The 13,387-nt window shown below is 60.6% G+C and carries 13 protein-coding genes and 3 pseudogenes; 8 read left to right on the top strand and 8 right to left on the bottom strand.

The features are described from left to right. The first annotated feature begins 49 nt into the window (after positions 1-49). Positions 50-790: a CBS domain-containing protein gene (locus BJA_RS23260; RefSeq protein WP_166436504.1), complete on the top strand. Its 741-nt coding sequence runs from the start codon at positions 50-52 to the stop codon at positions 788-790. A gap of 381 nt (positions 791-1,171) precedes the next feature. Here BJA_RS23260 and BJA_RS23255 read toward each other — a convergent pair whose 3' ends face one another. Further along, positions 1,172-1,387 carry a hypothetical protein gene (locus tag BJA_RS23255; RefSeq protein ID WP_133415020.1) on the bottom strand — a complete coding sequence of 72 codons (216 nt, stop codon included), beginning with the start codon at positions 1,385-1,387 and terminating at the stop codon, positions 1,172-1,174. A 216-nt stretch (positions 1,388-1,603) separates the two neighbouring features. Here BJA_RS23255 and BJA_RS23250 point away from each other — a divergent pair, with 216 nt between their 5' ends. Further along, the gene (locus BJA_RS23250) at positions 1,604-2,344 is read left to right on the top strand and encodes a S1C family serine protease (protein WP_051000372.1); all 741 of its coding nucleotides are present in this window, start codon (positions 1,604-1,606) and stop codon (positions 2,342-2,344) included. A gap of 293 nt (positions 2,345-2,637) precedes the next feature. Here BJA_RS23250 and BJA_RS23245 read toward each other — a convergent pair whose 3' ends face one another. From BJA_RS23245 to groL, 4 genes are all read right to left on the bottom strand, one after another. Beyond that, on the bottom strand, positions 2,638-3,360 hold the full coding sequence (locus tag BJA_RS23245) for a CBS domain-containing protein (protein ID WP_011087409.1): 723 nt from the start codon (positions 3,358-3,360) through the stop codon (positions 2,638-2,640). A 74-nt stretch (positions 3,361-3,434) separates the two neighbouring features. Beyond that, positions 3,435-3,956 (bottom strand): Hsp20/alpha crystallin family protein, encoded by a 522-nt coding sequence (locus BJA_RS23240; protein WP_011087408.1) that lies wholly within the window; start codon positions 3,954-3,956, stop codon positions 3,435-3,437. A gap of 258 nt (positions 3,957-4,214) precedes the next feature. Further along, positions 4,215-4,436, bottom strand: a complete 222-nt coding sequence (locus BJA_RS23235) for a ChaB family protein (RefSeq protein WP_011087407.1) — start codon at positions 4,434-4,436, stop codon at positions 4,215-4,217. A gap of 85 nt (positions 4,437-4,521) precedes the next feature. After that, complete coding sequence (groL, locus tag BJA_RS23230) at positions 4,522-6,147, bottom strand: chaperonin GroEL (RefSeq protein ID WP_011087406.1); 1,626 nt, start codon at positions 6,145-6,147, stop codon at positions 4,522-4,524. A 241-nt stretch (positions 6,148-6,388) separates the two neighbouring features. Here groL and BJA_RS23225 point away from each other — a divergent pair, with 241 nt between their 5' ends. Both BJA_RS23225 and BJA_RS23220 read left to right on the top strand, forming a co-directional pair. Then, positions 6,389-7,663 (top strand): efflux RND transporter periplasmic adaptor subunit, encoded by a 1,275-nt coding sequence (locus BJA_RS23225; protein WP_162494103.1) that lies wholly within the window; start codon positions 6,389-6,391, stop codon positions 7,661-7,663. Beyond that, a pseudogene (locus BJA_RS23220) lies at positions 7,660-8,340 on the top strand (ABC transporter permease); the annotation flags it as partial. The gene BJA_RS23225 and the pseudogene BJA_RS23220, both read left to right, overlap by 4 nt. Here BJA_RS23220 and BJA_RS23215 read toward each other — a convergent pair. Further along, positions 8,339-8,752: pseudogene (locus tag BJA_RS23215) on the bottom strand (HAD-IC family P-type ATPase); the annotation flags it as partial. The pseudogenes BJA_RS23220 and BJA_RS23215 sit on opposite strands and share 2 nt — an antisense overlap. Before the next feature lie 376 nt (positions 8,753-9,128). Here BJA_RS23215 and BJA_RS42700 point away from each other — a divergent pair. The 3 genes and pseudogenes from BJA_RS42700 to BJA_RS43880 all read left to right on the top strand — a co-directional run bounded on the left by BJA_RS42700 (position 9,129) and on the right by BJA_RS43880 (position 11,271). Continuing rightward, the gene (locus BJA_RS42700) at positions 9,129-9,596 is read left to right on the top strand and encodes a hypothetical protein (RefSeq protein WP_192816609.1); all 468 of its coding nucleotides are present in this window, start codon (positions 9,129-9,131) and stop codon (positions 9,594-9,596) included. Between the two features lie 54 nt (positions 9,597-9,650). Beyond that, a pseudogene (locus BJA_RS23205) lies at positions 9,651-10,805 on the top strand (ATP-dependent nuclease); the annotation flags it as partial. Positions 10,806-11,040: 235 nt separating this feature from the next. Next, on the top strand, positions 11,041-11,271 hold the full coding sequence (locus BJA_RS43880) for a helix-turn-helix domain-containing protein (RefSeq protein ID WP_338076410.1): 231 nt from the start codon (positions 11,041-11,043) through the stop codon (positions 11,269-11,271). 510 nt (positions 11,272-11,781) lie between these two features. Here BJA_RS43880 and BJA_RS23200 read toward each other — a convergent pair. Then, complete coding sequence (locus tag BJA_RS23200; RefSeq protein WP_028175781.1) at positions 11,782-12,117, bottom strand: hypothetical protein; 336 nt, start codon at positions 12,115-12,117, stop codon at positions 11,782-11,784. 325 nt (positions 12,118-12,442) lie between these two features. Continuing rightward, a complete protein-coding gene (locus tag BJA_RS23195; RefSeq protein WP_011087400.1) occupies positions 12,443-12,865 on the bottom strand; it encodes a hypothetical protein in 423 nt (140 codons plus the stop codon). A 184-nt stretch (positions 12,866-13,049) separates the two neighbouring features. Here BJA_RS23195 and BJA_RS23190 point away from each other — a divergent pair, with 184 nt between their 5' ends. Further along, positions 13,050-13,259, top strand: coding sequence for a hypothetical protein (locus BJA_RS23190; protein WP_011087399.1), 210 nt, complete (start codon positions 13,050-13,052; stop codon positions 13,257-13,259). The last annotated feature ends 128 nt before the right edge of the window (positions 13,260-13,387 follow it).

The raw sequence follows: 13,387 nt of genomic DNA, 5'->3' as shown, positions 1-13,387 counted from the left end.
GCAAATACCTCTTTGTCTCCGGAGTGAAGGCGTGCGGGCGTATCAGATAATGTCACGGCAGGTAGTGTCGATACGGCCCGAGGCTCCGATCACGGACGCAATCAAAGTGATGCTTGCGCATCATATCAGCGGGCTGCCTGTCGTGGATTCGGCCGATAATCTCGTCGGCATTATATGCGAGAGCGATTTTCTCAGGCGGAGCGAGATCGGAACCGAGCATGAGCGCAATCGATTGCTTTCGCTCCTGCTCGGGGCTGAGCGAGTCGCCAGCGAGTTCGTGAAGGAGCGCGGTCGCAAGGTCGAGCAGGTGATGACCCGTCAGCCTGTGACCACCAACGAGCAGGCACCTCTCGATGAGGTGGCGGACGTGATGGAGCGTCGGCACCTGAATCACATTCCGGTCATGCGCGCTGATCGTATCGTCGGAATCATCACACGTTCCGACTTCCTGTCCGCCGTTGCTGGACCACTGACAGGCGCTTCGGGCTATTCCGGGAGCGACAATCAGCTCCGTCGGGCGGTTCTCGCCGCGCTGGCCAAGACACCGTGGCAGCCGATCGGCTTGAACGTCAGGGTAAGGGACGGCGCGGTCTCGCTCCGTGGTGTTATCAGGGGCGAGAGCGCACACCGCGCTGCCATCGTAGCTTGCGAGAACGTTCCTGGCGTTCTTCGAGTAGATGACCGCCTCTGTGTTCAGCCTTCCCGTCCGGACCCGGAGGACGATTACGGTGGAGGCGATTTCGTTTCGCTCCAGATGGAGCCCTCCACGCTGGATGACGAACCGCTGTAGCGCCGAGAGGAGCGGGCGGCGTCAGTCGAGCTCGCGGTCTCGTTTCATAATCGCTGGTAGATCTCCATACTGTTCGATGACGACACGCAGTCGGGACTGATCTTACCCCTATGGTATCAGTCGCCCTCACGCAGTGATGACCGATGGTGCTCCAAAGCCGCCAAATCGGGGGGCGCAAGGGTCAAGCTGAGCGCAGATGCGCTTCATTCGGCCGTCCGGGCGTCCTGTTCGCTTAGGGTTAGTCTCGCCGCGCGGACAGCGCGGGAGACCAGTCTCCCGACCGATGAGGAATAGAGCGCGATTTCAAGAGCCGCGTAGAGGGCAAATAGTATCAAGACCTTGACTAGTTCGTTGCTCATTTGATGTCCTCGGCCGATCGAGCTAGATCGAGTCCTTCCCAATTTGTGCCATTTCGGTGAGGGCGTGGCTTCGGTGGGGCTTGTAGACGGTGTGCGTCGCCGTGATCTGCGCACTTGTTGCTGGATGAGTTAGCCGCACGGTCAGTGTTGCCGCCACGATTGCAATGCCGACGAGTAGCACAGAGACCACCACCTTCAGGTGGGTTGCCCTGTCCGCGGTGTAAATCGAGTGATTCATTGCGGGCTCCACTGGCAAGCCGAACGCTGTACTGGAGAACCCTTCGTACCGCATCAGGCGACGGGCCTAAATTCGGGAGCTTCACCTAAGTAGGTATCCGTAGGCCTGGTTTCGCGAGAAGGGCGAGGCAGAGTTTGCGAATCCTCAAATCGCGCCTGCCTCAGATCACTAGGCTGCTGTTCAGGTAACTTCACTTGGATTGCCTGAGAGGTGGCCATGCTACGCAATATCTTGCGCCGAGATTGGATCGCCGTCGTCGTATGCAGTCTGGCGCTGGTTTTCGGTGTCGCCGGTTGTTGGGCCAAGGACTATAAAGATCCAGGAGAGATGTTTCCGACGACGGACTTTACCGCTCTTGTGAAGCGCGTCTCGCCTGCTGTGGTTGGAATACGAGGCTGGGGCGTGGCATCAGAGCCGCGAGTATTTGATCCCGAAGCCAGCTTTCCAGACCCTCCTTCGCCTCGAGAGTGGCAGGGAGCGGGCGTCGTGGTCGACGCCCTGGCAGGCTTGATTGTCACTGCAAATCACTTGGTTGCAAACGCGACCGTCGTACAGGCACGTCCCCAGGACGGACGAGCGCTTGATGCCGTTGTGCTGGTAAGATCCGAGCGAGATGACGTTGCGCTACTCCGGGTCGAACCCGGCAACCTTCAGGCGTTGACTCTGGAGAACCTGGGTACGCCCGACGTGGGGGAGCCGGTGATCACGATTGGAAATCCGCAAGATTGGGGACAGAGCGTGACGTTTGGCATCGTGTCAGCTTTGCATCGTTCCTGCCCAGGCATTGCGAGCAGCGATCTGATCCAATCAGACGTCCTGGTCAGCCAGGGCAGTTCGGGCGGCGCGCTGGTGAATCTGAAGGGTAAGCTAATCGGCGTCGTCGTTGCGCGAAAGAGTGGCTTTGCTTTTGCAGCGCCAGCAGACGCGGTCAGGAGGCTTTTTGCGGCTGCCCAGTAGGGTCCCTCCTGCGCGGATCTGCGCATCAATGGCGAAACCGCGAGCGCCCGGAAATCCGCGCGGCTTCACCAGCCCTCGGGGCGTATCTGCTTAGTGGGGGACGCCTCGGTCACGCCCGGAGTAGGCGGCGATCAAGCCGACAAGAGCCGTGACGAGGAGCATCGTTACAATGGTTTGAATGAGGCCGAAGTTCAACGCGTCTCGCGAAACGAACAGCGCCGTGATCGGCGCTGCTATCGTAAAGAGAACCCGGACGATCCATCCAAGCATAGCGGCTTCCAATTCGCCGGCGTTCAGCCCGCGGCCCTCAAGTCTTCCGGCGATTCCACGTAGTAGCCGGTGTATGAATCAACTAAGCAAAGGTGGTCATGGACTTCCTTGACACCGCTGGTGTTTTCGGCGGCGACGATCGTCGCCCGCCGCGCTTGGTCGATCGTAATCAGGCCGTGCAGATGGACGACGCCCTTGCGGACATCGACCCTGGAGCCGATCGGACGCCAGTCGGCGGCGTTGACCGCTCGCGTGATACGCTCGCGAATGTGCTCGTCATCGGCGGTCGGGTCCGGAATCTCGTGTGCGAGGCTTGCCATCGCCTGCAGCAGATTACTTCTCGTAACGATCCCGATCGTCGCCTCGCCGCGCATCACCGGGACGCGTTTAATGTCGTGCTTCTCCATCAAGTCGACCACGTCGACCAGGGATGTCTCTTCCCGGGCCGAGACAACCTGCCGCGTCATGACATCTTCCACCTTTCGGCCGCTTTCGTGAACAAACTCGGCCGCTGCCCGTCGAGGTCCCATGAAGAATTTGAGCCAGGCCGCGTGCTTGCGACCGGTGCCAATTTCGCTGCGACGGAGGAAGTCGCTTTCCGAGACAATGCCAACGAGATTGCCGGCATCGTCGATGACAGGTAGGCCGCTAATGTGCATCCGGAGCATGATCTTGGCGGCTTCTTCGATCGTCGTATGAGGCGTCACGGCAACAACGTCTCTGGTCATCACGTGAAGTGCGTGCATGACGTGCCCTCAATATCGATAGTGTTGCAAATGTGGGGCGAGGCTGCGCTCGATGCAGCCCCGCCTTGGCAGGCTCAAGCCGCCTTCACGTTGATCGTCTTGGCCGGTTTCTGCGCCTCCTCGGTTTTCGGAAGCACGACCTTCAGCACGCCGTTCTTGAAGGTAGCCTCGATCTTGTCGGCGTTGACGCTCTCCGGCAGGGTGAAATAGCGCTCGAAGGTGCCGTAGCGGCGCTCGGAGACGTAGTAGTCCTTATTCTTTTCCTCGGTCTCCTCGCGCTTCTCGCCCTTGATCGTAAGACCGCCGTTGGCGACCTTGATGTCGATGTTCTTCTCGTCGAGACCCGGAAGCTCGGCCGTAATCTCATACGCTTTGTCACTCTCGGCGACGTCTACGGCCGGCGCAGAGATCGACTTCGAGAAGTCGCGCTCGAGCCGTGCCAGCGAACGGAACGGTCGGTTCCAGAAGCCGTTACCGAAATCGTCAAAGATCTGGTCGATTTCGTTTCTCAATGCCTGAAAGGGTCGCCAAGTCTCTCCGGCGACAGCGGGGGCTGTGGGGGATTTTGTGACGGGCAGCTTGGTTTCGGTTGCCATGATGATATCTCCTTCCGAGGTTTGACCATCTCGGTCGCGAAAGGAGATTAGCCACGGTCGTCGGTTTGAAATTTGATTTTGCTCAAGCCGGAAATTGAGCCGGCGAATTTCGTTGAATCGACAGACTGCGACATTTCTCCAGAAACGCGCTGTCAGAGTTCCAAGAAAGGTGTGCCGCGAAATCGTTGCCCTGCACGTGTCCGCGCGAAAATGCGGCAAGGAGGCAGACGTATTTCAATTTACGAACAACCGCGACGCTCAATCGCTATGTGCCGATTTCGGCACCCAGCGGTCCGCGAGTTTCATGTATGAGCGCTTGACGGCGGACCAAGCCGTTCGATGTGCTATCTCTTCCTGGCGAATGTCTCCGACATGCGAGGCAAAGGAGTGGTTGAACGCCTCCCTGTAGATGTCCAGGGCGTGAGGCGGCAGGTGACGTCGCAATCTCGCGGGAAGATCATCGTTTGATCGATAAGGCATCGTTCCTGTCTCCCGCCAAGCGCGGTCCTCGATTGAATCGAACGGCGGTGGCCGAATGCGGGAACTCTCTGCGTGATAAGGACCGCTACTGCACCGCCAAGTCCGGTTCGGGCAGTCTCTCGCGTTTCGGCTCCGGGATTTCCGTCATCGTCGCTTCGGTCAGAAGGAGCACGCTCGCGACCGAGACCGCGTTTTCGAGGGCTGTCCGTACGACCTTGACCGGATCGACGATGCCAGCCGCGACGAGATCGACATAGACCTTGCGGGAGGCATCGAAGCCAATGCTGCCTTCACCTTCGAGCATCCGCGCAACCACGACGCCTCCGTCGGCCGCGGAATTCTCGGCAATCTGGCGCGCCGGAGCCTCAAGAGCGCGTCTCAGGATCTGTACGCCGGTCCGCTCGTCGCCCTCACAGGCCGCTTCCTCCTTGGCCACGGCCGCGACTGCACGGAGCAGAGCCAGCCCGCCACCGGGCACAATGCCTTCCGCGACCGCCGCTTTCGTCGAACTGATTGCATCGTCCAAAGCTTCCTTCTTCGCCTTCATTTCGGCCTCGGTCGGCGCTCCCACCCGGATCACCGCGACGCCTCCCGACAGCTTGGCGAGGCGCTCTTCGAGCTTCTCGCGATCGTAATCGCTAGTCGTCTTTTCGATTTCGACCCGGATCTGGCCCAGTCGTGCATCGATGCGGGTGCGATCGCCACCGCTGCCGATCAACGTTGTATTCTCCTTGTCGGCGACCACGCGCGCGGCACGACCGAGTTGTTGCAGGGTGGCGTTCTCCAAGTTCAAGCCGATCTCTTCCGAGATCACCTGAGCGCCGGTCAATATCGCGATATCCTCGAGCATGGCCTTGCGCCGGTCACCAAACCCGGGGGCCTTGACGGCGCAAGCCTTGAGCACGCCCCGCAATTGATTGACGATGAGAGTGGCCAGCGCTTCGCCCTCGATGTCCTCGGCAATGATCAGAAGCGGCTGACCGCTCTTGGCGACCTGCTCGAGAAGGGGAACCAGATCGCGCAATGCGCCGATCTTGTGGTCGCAGAGCAGGACGTAGGGATCCTGCAACACCGATTCCATCCGGTCGGCATCGGTGATGAAATAGGGTGAAAGAAAACCCCGGTCGAATTTCATTCCCTCGACGACGTCCAGAAGCGTTTCGGTCGTCTTGGACTCCTCGACCGATATCACGCCGTCGCCGCCGACCTTCTCGATCGCATCGGCTACGAGTTCGCCGATCGACGCATCGTTGTGGGCCGAAATCGTGGCGACTTGCACCTTCTCCGCCCTGGATTTTACGGGCGTTGCCATAGCGCGCAATGCGGCGATGGCGGCCTGCGTTCCGCGATCGAGGCCACGTTTGAGGTCGATCGCGCTCGCGCCAGCCACAACATTGCGAACCCCGTCCGACAGGATGGCATGTGCAAGGATGGTAGACGTGCTGGTGCCGTCGCCGACGACGTCGCCGGTTTTCTCCGCGAGCTGACGCAACACCTGAGCGCCAAGGTTCTCTTCGGCATCCTTCAAGTCGAATTCCTTGGCAATGGTGACCCCGTCGTTGCAGACGATCGGCGCTCCCCATCCCTTCTGGATCAGGACTGATTTCGACTTCGGGCCGAGCGTCACGCGCACCGCGTCTGCAAGGAGAGACGCGCCGCGCAAGATCTTCTCGCGGGCTGCTGAATGGAACAGGACTTGTTTGTGTGCCATTTCAATGCCTCAAGGTGTCGTAGTTGGCGTTACCCTGCGCGCCACTTTTGTACGACTGCGTCCGGCTCAGTTTGATCTTGGTCAACCAGAGGCGGAGGTTATTGAGCCGGCCGGTGAAGAAGTGGCTGATCGGGACTTGACCTAGCGCAATCCGCCAAAGGCATCGCGGCGGTATTTCTGAACCCAATAGTTGAGAGGAGGGGATCGCCAGATGAACCGGTGCGATCCGTGCAGCGTAGCCATGGCCGAACAAAGTCTACCATTACCAAATCAAAGACGCATCGACCCGATTTCCGTCGCGTCGGCCTGGTCGGGCATCATCACTCATAAATGGTTCCTCCTGACGGTTGTTGTCCTGCTCGGCCTTGGCGCATGGCAGGGCATCCGGGTCCTGCTCGGACCTGCCGTCGTGGTCGATCGGGTCGCACGTGGACGATTGGTTGAAACCGTAGTGGCGAGCGGGCATGTCGAGACGCCATACCGGGTGGAGATCGGCAGTCAGATTACCGGGACCGTGGAGGATGTGCTGGTCCAGGAGGGCGAGAGGGTCACCAAGGGCCAGCCGCTGATTGCCCTTGAGGCGCGTGAGTCGAAGGCGAGCGTGGTGCAAGCGCAGGGCGCGGTCGCGCAGGCCGAAGCGCGCATCAGGCAGCTCGAGGAGCTCACGCTTCCTTCGGCGAAGGAAGCGCAGACCCAGGCCGAGGCGACGCTTCGGAACGCCCAGCAGACTTATGACCGTACCGCGCAGCTCGAACGCAACGGCTATGCGACGCGAGCCGCCCTCGACGACGCGCAGAAGACGCTCGATGTCGCGCGTGCCGCAAAGCGCGCGACGGAATTTCAGGTCTATACCGCGAGCCCCGGCGGCAGCGATCACGTCATGGCGCAGACACAGCTCAATCAGGCACGCGCCAACCTCGACACCGCAGAATCTCGCCTGGGCTATGCCACGATCGTTGCCCCCCGCGACGGCGTTCTCATCACCCGTAGCGTGGAACGCGGCACCGTGGTGCAGGCGGGGAAGGCCTTGTTGGTTCTGGCCCCCTCGGGTGAACTGCAACTGGTGCTCCAGATCGATGAGCGGAACCTCGGCAGGCTCGCGCTCGGGCAGACGGCGCTCGCATCTGCCGATGCCTATCCGGATCGGCACTTTTCTGCGACCGTCACCTACATCAATCCCGGCGTCGACATTTCCCGCGCGACCGTGGAGGTGAAACTGACGGTAAAGGAGCCGCCGGACTATTTACGTCAGGATATGACGGTCTCGGTCGACATTGAGGTCGCAGCGAAGGACAATGCCGAGGTCCTTCCTGTGCGCTCGGTGCGTGAGATCCTGTCGGGGCAAGCATGGGTGATGACCGTAAAGAACGGCCGGGCCGCAAAGCATCCGGTGAAGGTCGGCTTGCGCGGCAACAGCCAGATCGAAATTGTCGAGGGGATGCAGCCCGGCGACATTGCGATCCCGCAGAGTTCCGGCGTCCTTACCGGGCAGCGCGTGCGCCCCGTCCTGCCATGAACCACTGGCTCCCATTCGAGTGGATTGCCGCCGTACGATTCCTGCGAGAGGGGAGGTTGCAAACCATCTTCATCGTCGGCGGCATCTCGATCGGCGTCGGTGTGATCGTCTTCATGTCTGCGATGCTCGCCGGCCTCGAGGCGAATTTTATCAAGCGCGTGCTGACCTCCCAGCCCCAGATCCAGCTCCTCACGCCGGATCAGGTGGCGCGTCCCTTGCGCAATGCCGCCGGGGAGATCGAGGATGCTGCAGTGCAGCGTCCGAGCCAGCGGGTGATCTCGATCGACCAGTGGCCGAAGATCCGCGGCCAGATGCTCGCCATGCCCGAAGTCACCGCGGTCTCGCCGACCATCACCGGATCTGTTCTGGCCATACGTGGCGACGCCAGCCGGGCGGTGACGCTGACAGGGATCGAACCGGAAACGTATTTCGACATCGTCAAGGTGCCGGACTACATCGCGGCCGGCGAGGCGCGTTTGACCAGTGAGGACGTCATCATCGGCACCGAACTCGCCAAGAATCTCGGAGCTACCGTCGGCGACAAGCTGAACTTGCAAGCCACGGCCGGCGCCAATCGAGTGCTGACGATTTCCGGTCTGATCGATTTCGGCAACAAGGGTGTCAATCAGCGTGCCAGCTTCGTCGCGCTGCGGACGGGACAGTCGCTTCTCGGCATGCGCCTTTGCCGACGGGCGAATCGAAGTCCTGGACGTCCGCCGTCTGGATGCCCCGATCCTTGGCTTCGTTCACGATGGCATCGGCGAGAGGATGTTCGCTGGCGCGTTCCACGCTGGCGGCGAGCCGCAGCACCTCCGCGCCGGTGATTCCCTCAGCGGGGACCACAGCGACGACCTTCGGCTTGCCTTCGGTCAACGTGCCCGTCTTGTCGACGACCAGCGTGTCGATGCGCTCCATGCGCTCGAGCGCTTCGGCGTTCTTGATGAGGACGCCCATGTGAGCGCCGCGCCCGACGCCAACCATGATCGACATCGGAGTGGCCAAACCCAGCGCGCAGGGACACGCGATGATGAGGACGCTGACGGCGGCGACGAGGCCGAACGCGAAACGTGGCTCGGGACCGTAGAAAGCGTTGATGATCATTTCCGGCGTGCAGAGTTTCTGCCAGTCGGCGGTCATGTCGATCGTCTTGCCCTTCTGGCCATCGGCCTTGTCCACGAATTCCTTCTTCGTCTCGGACATCACAGGCTTGCCATGCGCCAGCGCGTTGCGGAGCCGCCTCATGGCGCTGATTGAGCTGTAAGGCCGCTTACCCCAATCGGGGGTGATCTTCAGGTGCTGGCAGATCTTGTCGATCTTCTTGTAGTACTCGTCCCACTCATTCCACAGCACGAGCTTGCGGCTGCCGACGGCGTTCAAATAGGCCTCGAACGAGAACGCCAGCATCGTGCGGGCGGCCATGCACGTGAAGGTCATGCCTTCCCCGTCCTTGTCGGCCACCTTCTTCTTGACCATGTCGGTGAACCACAGCGCGGTCGCTCTCGATGGTGTTGTGGATGTTGTGATTGACGACCTGGTGAGCTTCCTTGTGAAACTTCTTGTCCATTTCCGCCCCCTTATACCCCGCCAAGCCAACTTGGCCGTCTTCGGCGCAAAGCCTAGCTTCAGTTCAATCAGCGGGAGGTTGTATGGCTGCAAGTTGGCGCTGGGTCCGACCGTCGCAATGGGAAGCCGCCTGCAGACCGCCATCGGAGAAGACCGCATGCGCGAGCTCATGGGGCGGAGCCGTGCCGGCGACCTGGTGAAAATCCGCGAGGCCGCATTGTATGTCGCGCAGGGTGCCGGCGGGCTGATCACGCCCAGTAGCGCGGTGTCGTTCCAGACGTCGCGGGAGCTCTTATTGCTGGCGATCGAGGCCTTCGACGACGGATCCCATGCGACCGACGCGCTGTTCTCGCGGTGGGCGGGCGTCTAAGACCCGCTCTCCGGCCGCCAGCCACAACCAGTGGTGGATTAGACGACGGTGGGTATGGTTTCGATGGTGTCTTCCCGGGTAGGTTGCCAGGGCGAGGGGGCCTACACTGGTTTCACTGGGGGGCTGCACGAGGTGAAAGTAAAGCGTCTGACAATCTCGAATTTCCGGGGCGTTGCCCACGGTGTCGTGCATCTGGCGGGGCACACACTCCTGGTCGGCGGCAACAACGTCGGGAAATCGACGGTTTGCGAGGCTCTCGACCTCGTGCTGGGGCCCGAGCGGCTCTATCGCCGGCCGGTGATCGACGAGCATGACTTTCATTGCGGCCGGTATCTCGACGATCAGAAGGAGCCGATCGAGGTTCGCGTCGAGGCCGTGCTGACGGATCTTCCACAGGAGGCTGAGCTTCGATTTCACCGTCACCTTCGGCGGTGGGATGACGTCACCCGCGATTTCGCGGATCAGGGCGCTGGCGGACCGGCAGACGGAGATGGAGCGCAGAAGCGCTGGGCTCTCCCCATCGTGTTCATCGGCCGATATGACAAGGCGGAGGACGACTTCGTCGGCAACACCTTCTTCGACCACCCCATTGAGCCCCTTGATGACGACGAAGCGGCTGAGCTGGCATTGGGAGCTGGCCGCAGATTGTTCGGTCGGGATCACAAACGGCTTTGCGGATTCGTATTCCTTCGTACGCTGCGCACCGGTTCGCGGGCGCTTAGCCTTCAGCGTGGGTCACTGCTCGACACCGTGCTGCGCCTCGGCGGGACGGGGCTGACCGACATGTGGCAGGACACGCTCGACCGACTGCAGGGCATGAAGCCGCCGATTGGCGAGGTGCCTCAGCTCAAACAAATTCGGGCCGACATTCGCGAGCGCATGGCGCGCTTCGTGTCCCTGGCGCCAGGTGACGCAGCGACAGCGTTTTTCGCCTCAGAGCTTACGCGGGAGAACTTGCGCGAGGTCGTGCGGTTGTTTATCGCCGCCGAACCCGTTGGCCACAGCGTGCCGTTTGCGCGGCTCGGGACCGGTTCGATCAACCTGTTGGTGTTTGCGCTGCTGACGGTTATTGCTGAACTGAAGGAAAAGCAGTCGGTCATCTTCGCGATGGAGGAGCCGGAAATTGCGCTGCCGCCTCACACACAGAGGCGGGTCAGTCGTTTCGTGCTCAGCGAGATGGGGCAGGCGATCGTCACCTCGCATTCGCCTTATGTGATCGAGCAGTTTGAGCCCCAGGACATCGTGATCCTTTCCCGTCAGCCGAACGGCGTGCTGGAAGGCGCGCCCATCGACCTGGGGGACTTCAAGACGAAGAGTTTCAAGACCGAACGCCGGCAATTCGCCGAGGCGATCCTTGGCCGTGGCGTGCTGGTCGTGGAGGGGGCTTCGGAGGTTGCGCTATTCCCGGAGGCTTCAACGATCCTGGAACGGTCTTTGGGCGCCGATGTTTACATGCACCTCGATTTCGCGGGCATACTCGCCGATGAGATTTGCAAAAACCGTGCGCTTGCGACGTGCAAGGCAGATGCTCCTGGAAGGGAATCCGAAAACTTCCGTTTCCCAAATCGCTTTCAAATGCGGTTTCGGCAATCTGGGCCATTTCGCCGGTGATTTCCGGCAAATGTTCGGGGAGCTTCCCTCCGAAGTGTTCGCGCGAGCACAGCGAGCGAGGTAGAGTCCGAACGCATGTAATCAAGATGGGGCGGCGTTTCGCGCCGCCGCTCAGCATCTCTGCCGAGTCGAAATTCGAGTTGTAACTGCGCGCCGGGGCCGTCCCCGACCGCACGGCTGGCTCAATCTCGGTATTCCGCATGGGGGCAAAACTCGGTGTACGTCTCGGCCGACGTAAGCAACCTCTCAGAAGCAAACTCCGCCCGGAGGGGCCGCGCGGCGAGGTTCTGTGCGGACAGGGAAAGGTGACTCCCATCTAGCCGCGAAGGTTATTGTTGCTTTTGGATTGTCGTGAGTGTCCCACGCGGAGTTGCGGGGACGTCTCTGGCTTCTTCTTCGGCTAGGAGCGTTCGGATGAGGGCCCGCTTGTCCTCATTCTTCTCCTCCTCAAGTCGCCGGTATAGGCGGATATGCGGCTGCCTCGTTGCGGTGGTACGAAGCGCAAGCCGTCGTCGGACATCTTCGACGTAGCGCGCCACTTCGCAGAAATGCCATCATCTATCGTCGCTCTGGCTCAGCGAAGGGCTTTGCTGAGCAACACTATTCCGAGCAGGATGATCAATATCGGTGCCAACGGCCAGGGAAACTGCAGAAGCATCCACACGCCTCCTGCGAGAAAAGCTACGCCGCAGGCAATCCAGAACAGGTCAACCTTATTGTCCATGCTCCAGTGGAAAAACTGCGCCGCTAGAGTGAGGACGCCGACGCCCACAAGAAACCAGTCCCACGGCACCCCCATTAGCATGGCGATGCCTACCCAAATGAAGAACGCGGCCCACGCGACAGAGTCGATTCTCCGCGCAGTTTCGCTCGCAGAGCCTTCGCTGAAGGCTGGTTGGATGCTGTTCATCACACGTGCACCGGACAGAGGTTGGAGAGACCAGCGTAAGCACCAGTGATCAAAATGAACGGCGCAAAAACAAAGAGCCACTCGGCCAATTCGGTACTGCAAACAATATTCGATCACGCAGAACGTCACTGGCTGTGTTGATCTGGATCAACTCAAGCCTCGCTCCTCCTGACATCCGGTTCGGGTCAACAACGGGCATCGCGGCGCTGTCTTACCTTGGGCCGCTCTCAGTCCTAAAGCCGACATCACGGCGTTTGAGGTGGTGGGCAGCAAAGGGCCATGAGCCGACATCGCTCCAATCAAGCGGCGGTACTTGTCAGGCTCCTTAGCGGCCGTAGGGGAAGCAGCGGTTGCGATCGAGTGTGAGACCGAAATGCGCTCCCAGCGCAGCGATGGCCGCTTCCTGCTGAGGATAAGGATCGGCATTGGATGCGGCAACGATGATGATCCGGAACCCGCCGCGATCCTTGCCACCCGGTGGCAGCATCGCTGTAGTCAGTGCATTGCCCTCCCTGTCGCGCAACGTGAGGAAAAGCGGCATCTCTCGCTGTACATGGGCCTCGAGGCCGATGTCGCGCTCGATCGCGTTGGGCCGCTCCGGACGCCAGGACTGGACTGCCTTCTCCCGCTCGCGGCAGAAATATTTCTCGACTGTGTGGCTCATCAGGCGCGACTCATGCGCCGCTTCACCTTCCGTCTCGATACGGAACCAGGTCTTACCCTTCGGCGCGTCGCAAACGTACTGCATTTCGCCCGTCCTGCGATCGCCGCAATTCTAGGGCGGCCGGCCTGCAAAGCCAATATGAGACTAGCTCCCGTGTATAGCGCTGCACGACCAGAGGGGCTAAGAGTTCTTGATTGGACGTTGAAGTTCTAGTGAGCCCAAACCATAGTAGGCCGAACCGGAACAATCCACTTCAAGGAGCGTACCGATGCATGACGTAAGGGAAAAGCAACGCGAAGCCCGCCGGAAGATCATTCGCCAATGGGCGAAGCTTCCGAAGGATAAACGGCAGTCTATGGAGGGGATTTCTGAATTCGCCAGGACCGCCGCTCAGCAGAACGAGAAAGCATTCGTCCGCAGTCGTCGCGATCCGCATGAGAAGATCATGGGATGGCTATTGCCGCGTGCTCACCTCTGAACGACTGAGTCCTCTGCACATCCTTCGAAGGCGACACCGAAATTTCGGCAAAGTCATCGAATGTCCTGCCGTGTCCGAACCCCCGGCAGGGCCGCTACAAAGCGACGAGATAACTGTGAAGCCGAAAG

The sequence above is a fragment of the Bradyrhizobium diazoefficiens USDA 110 genome (genome assembly GCF_000011365.1).
In the GTDB taxonomy this organism is placed as follows: domain Bacteria; phylum Pseudomonadota; class Alphaproteobacteria; order Rhizobiales; family Xanthobacteraceae; genus Bradyrhizobium; species Bradyrhizobium diazoefficiens.
The sequence above is the reverse complement of the archived record's forward strand: the minus strand, read 5'-3'. Positions and strand labels throughout refer to the sequence as shown.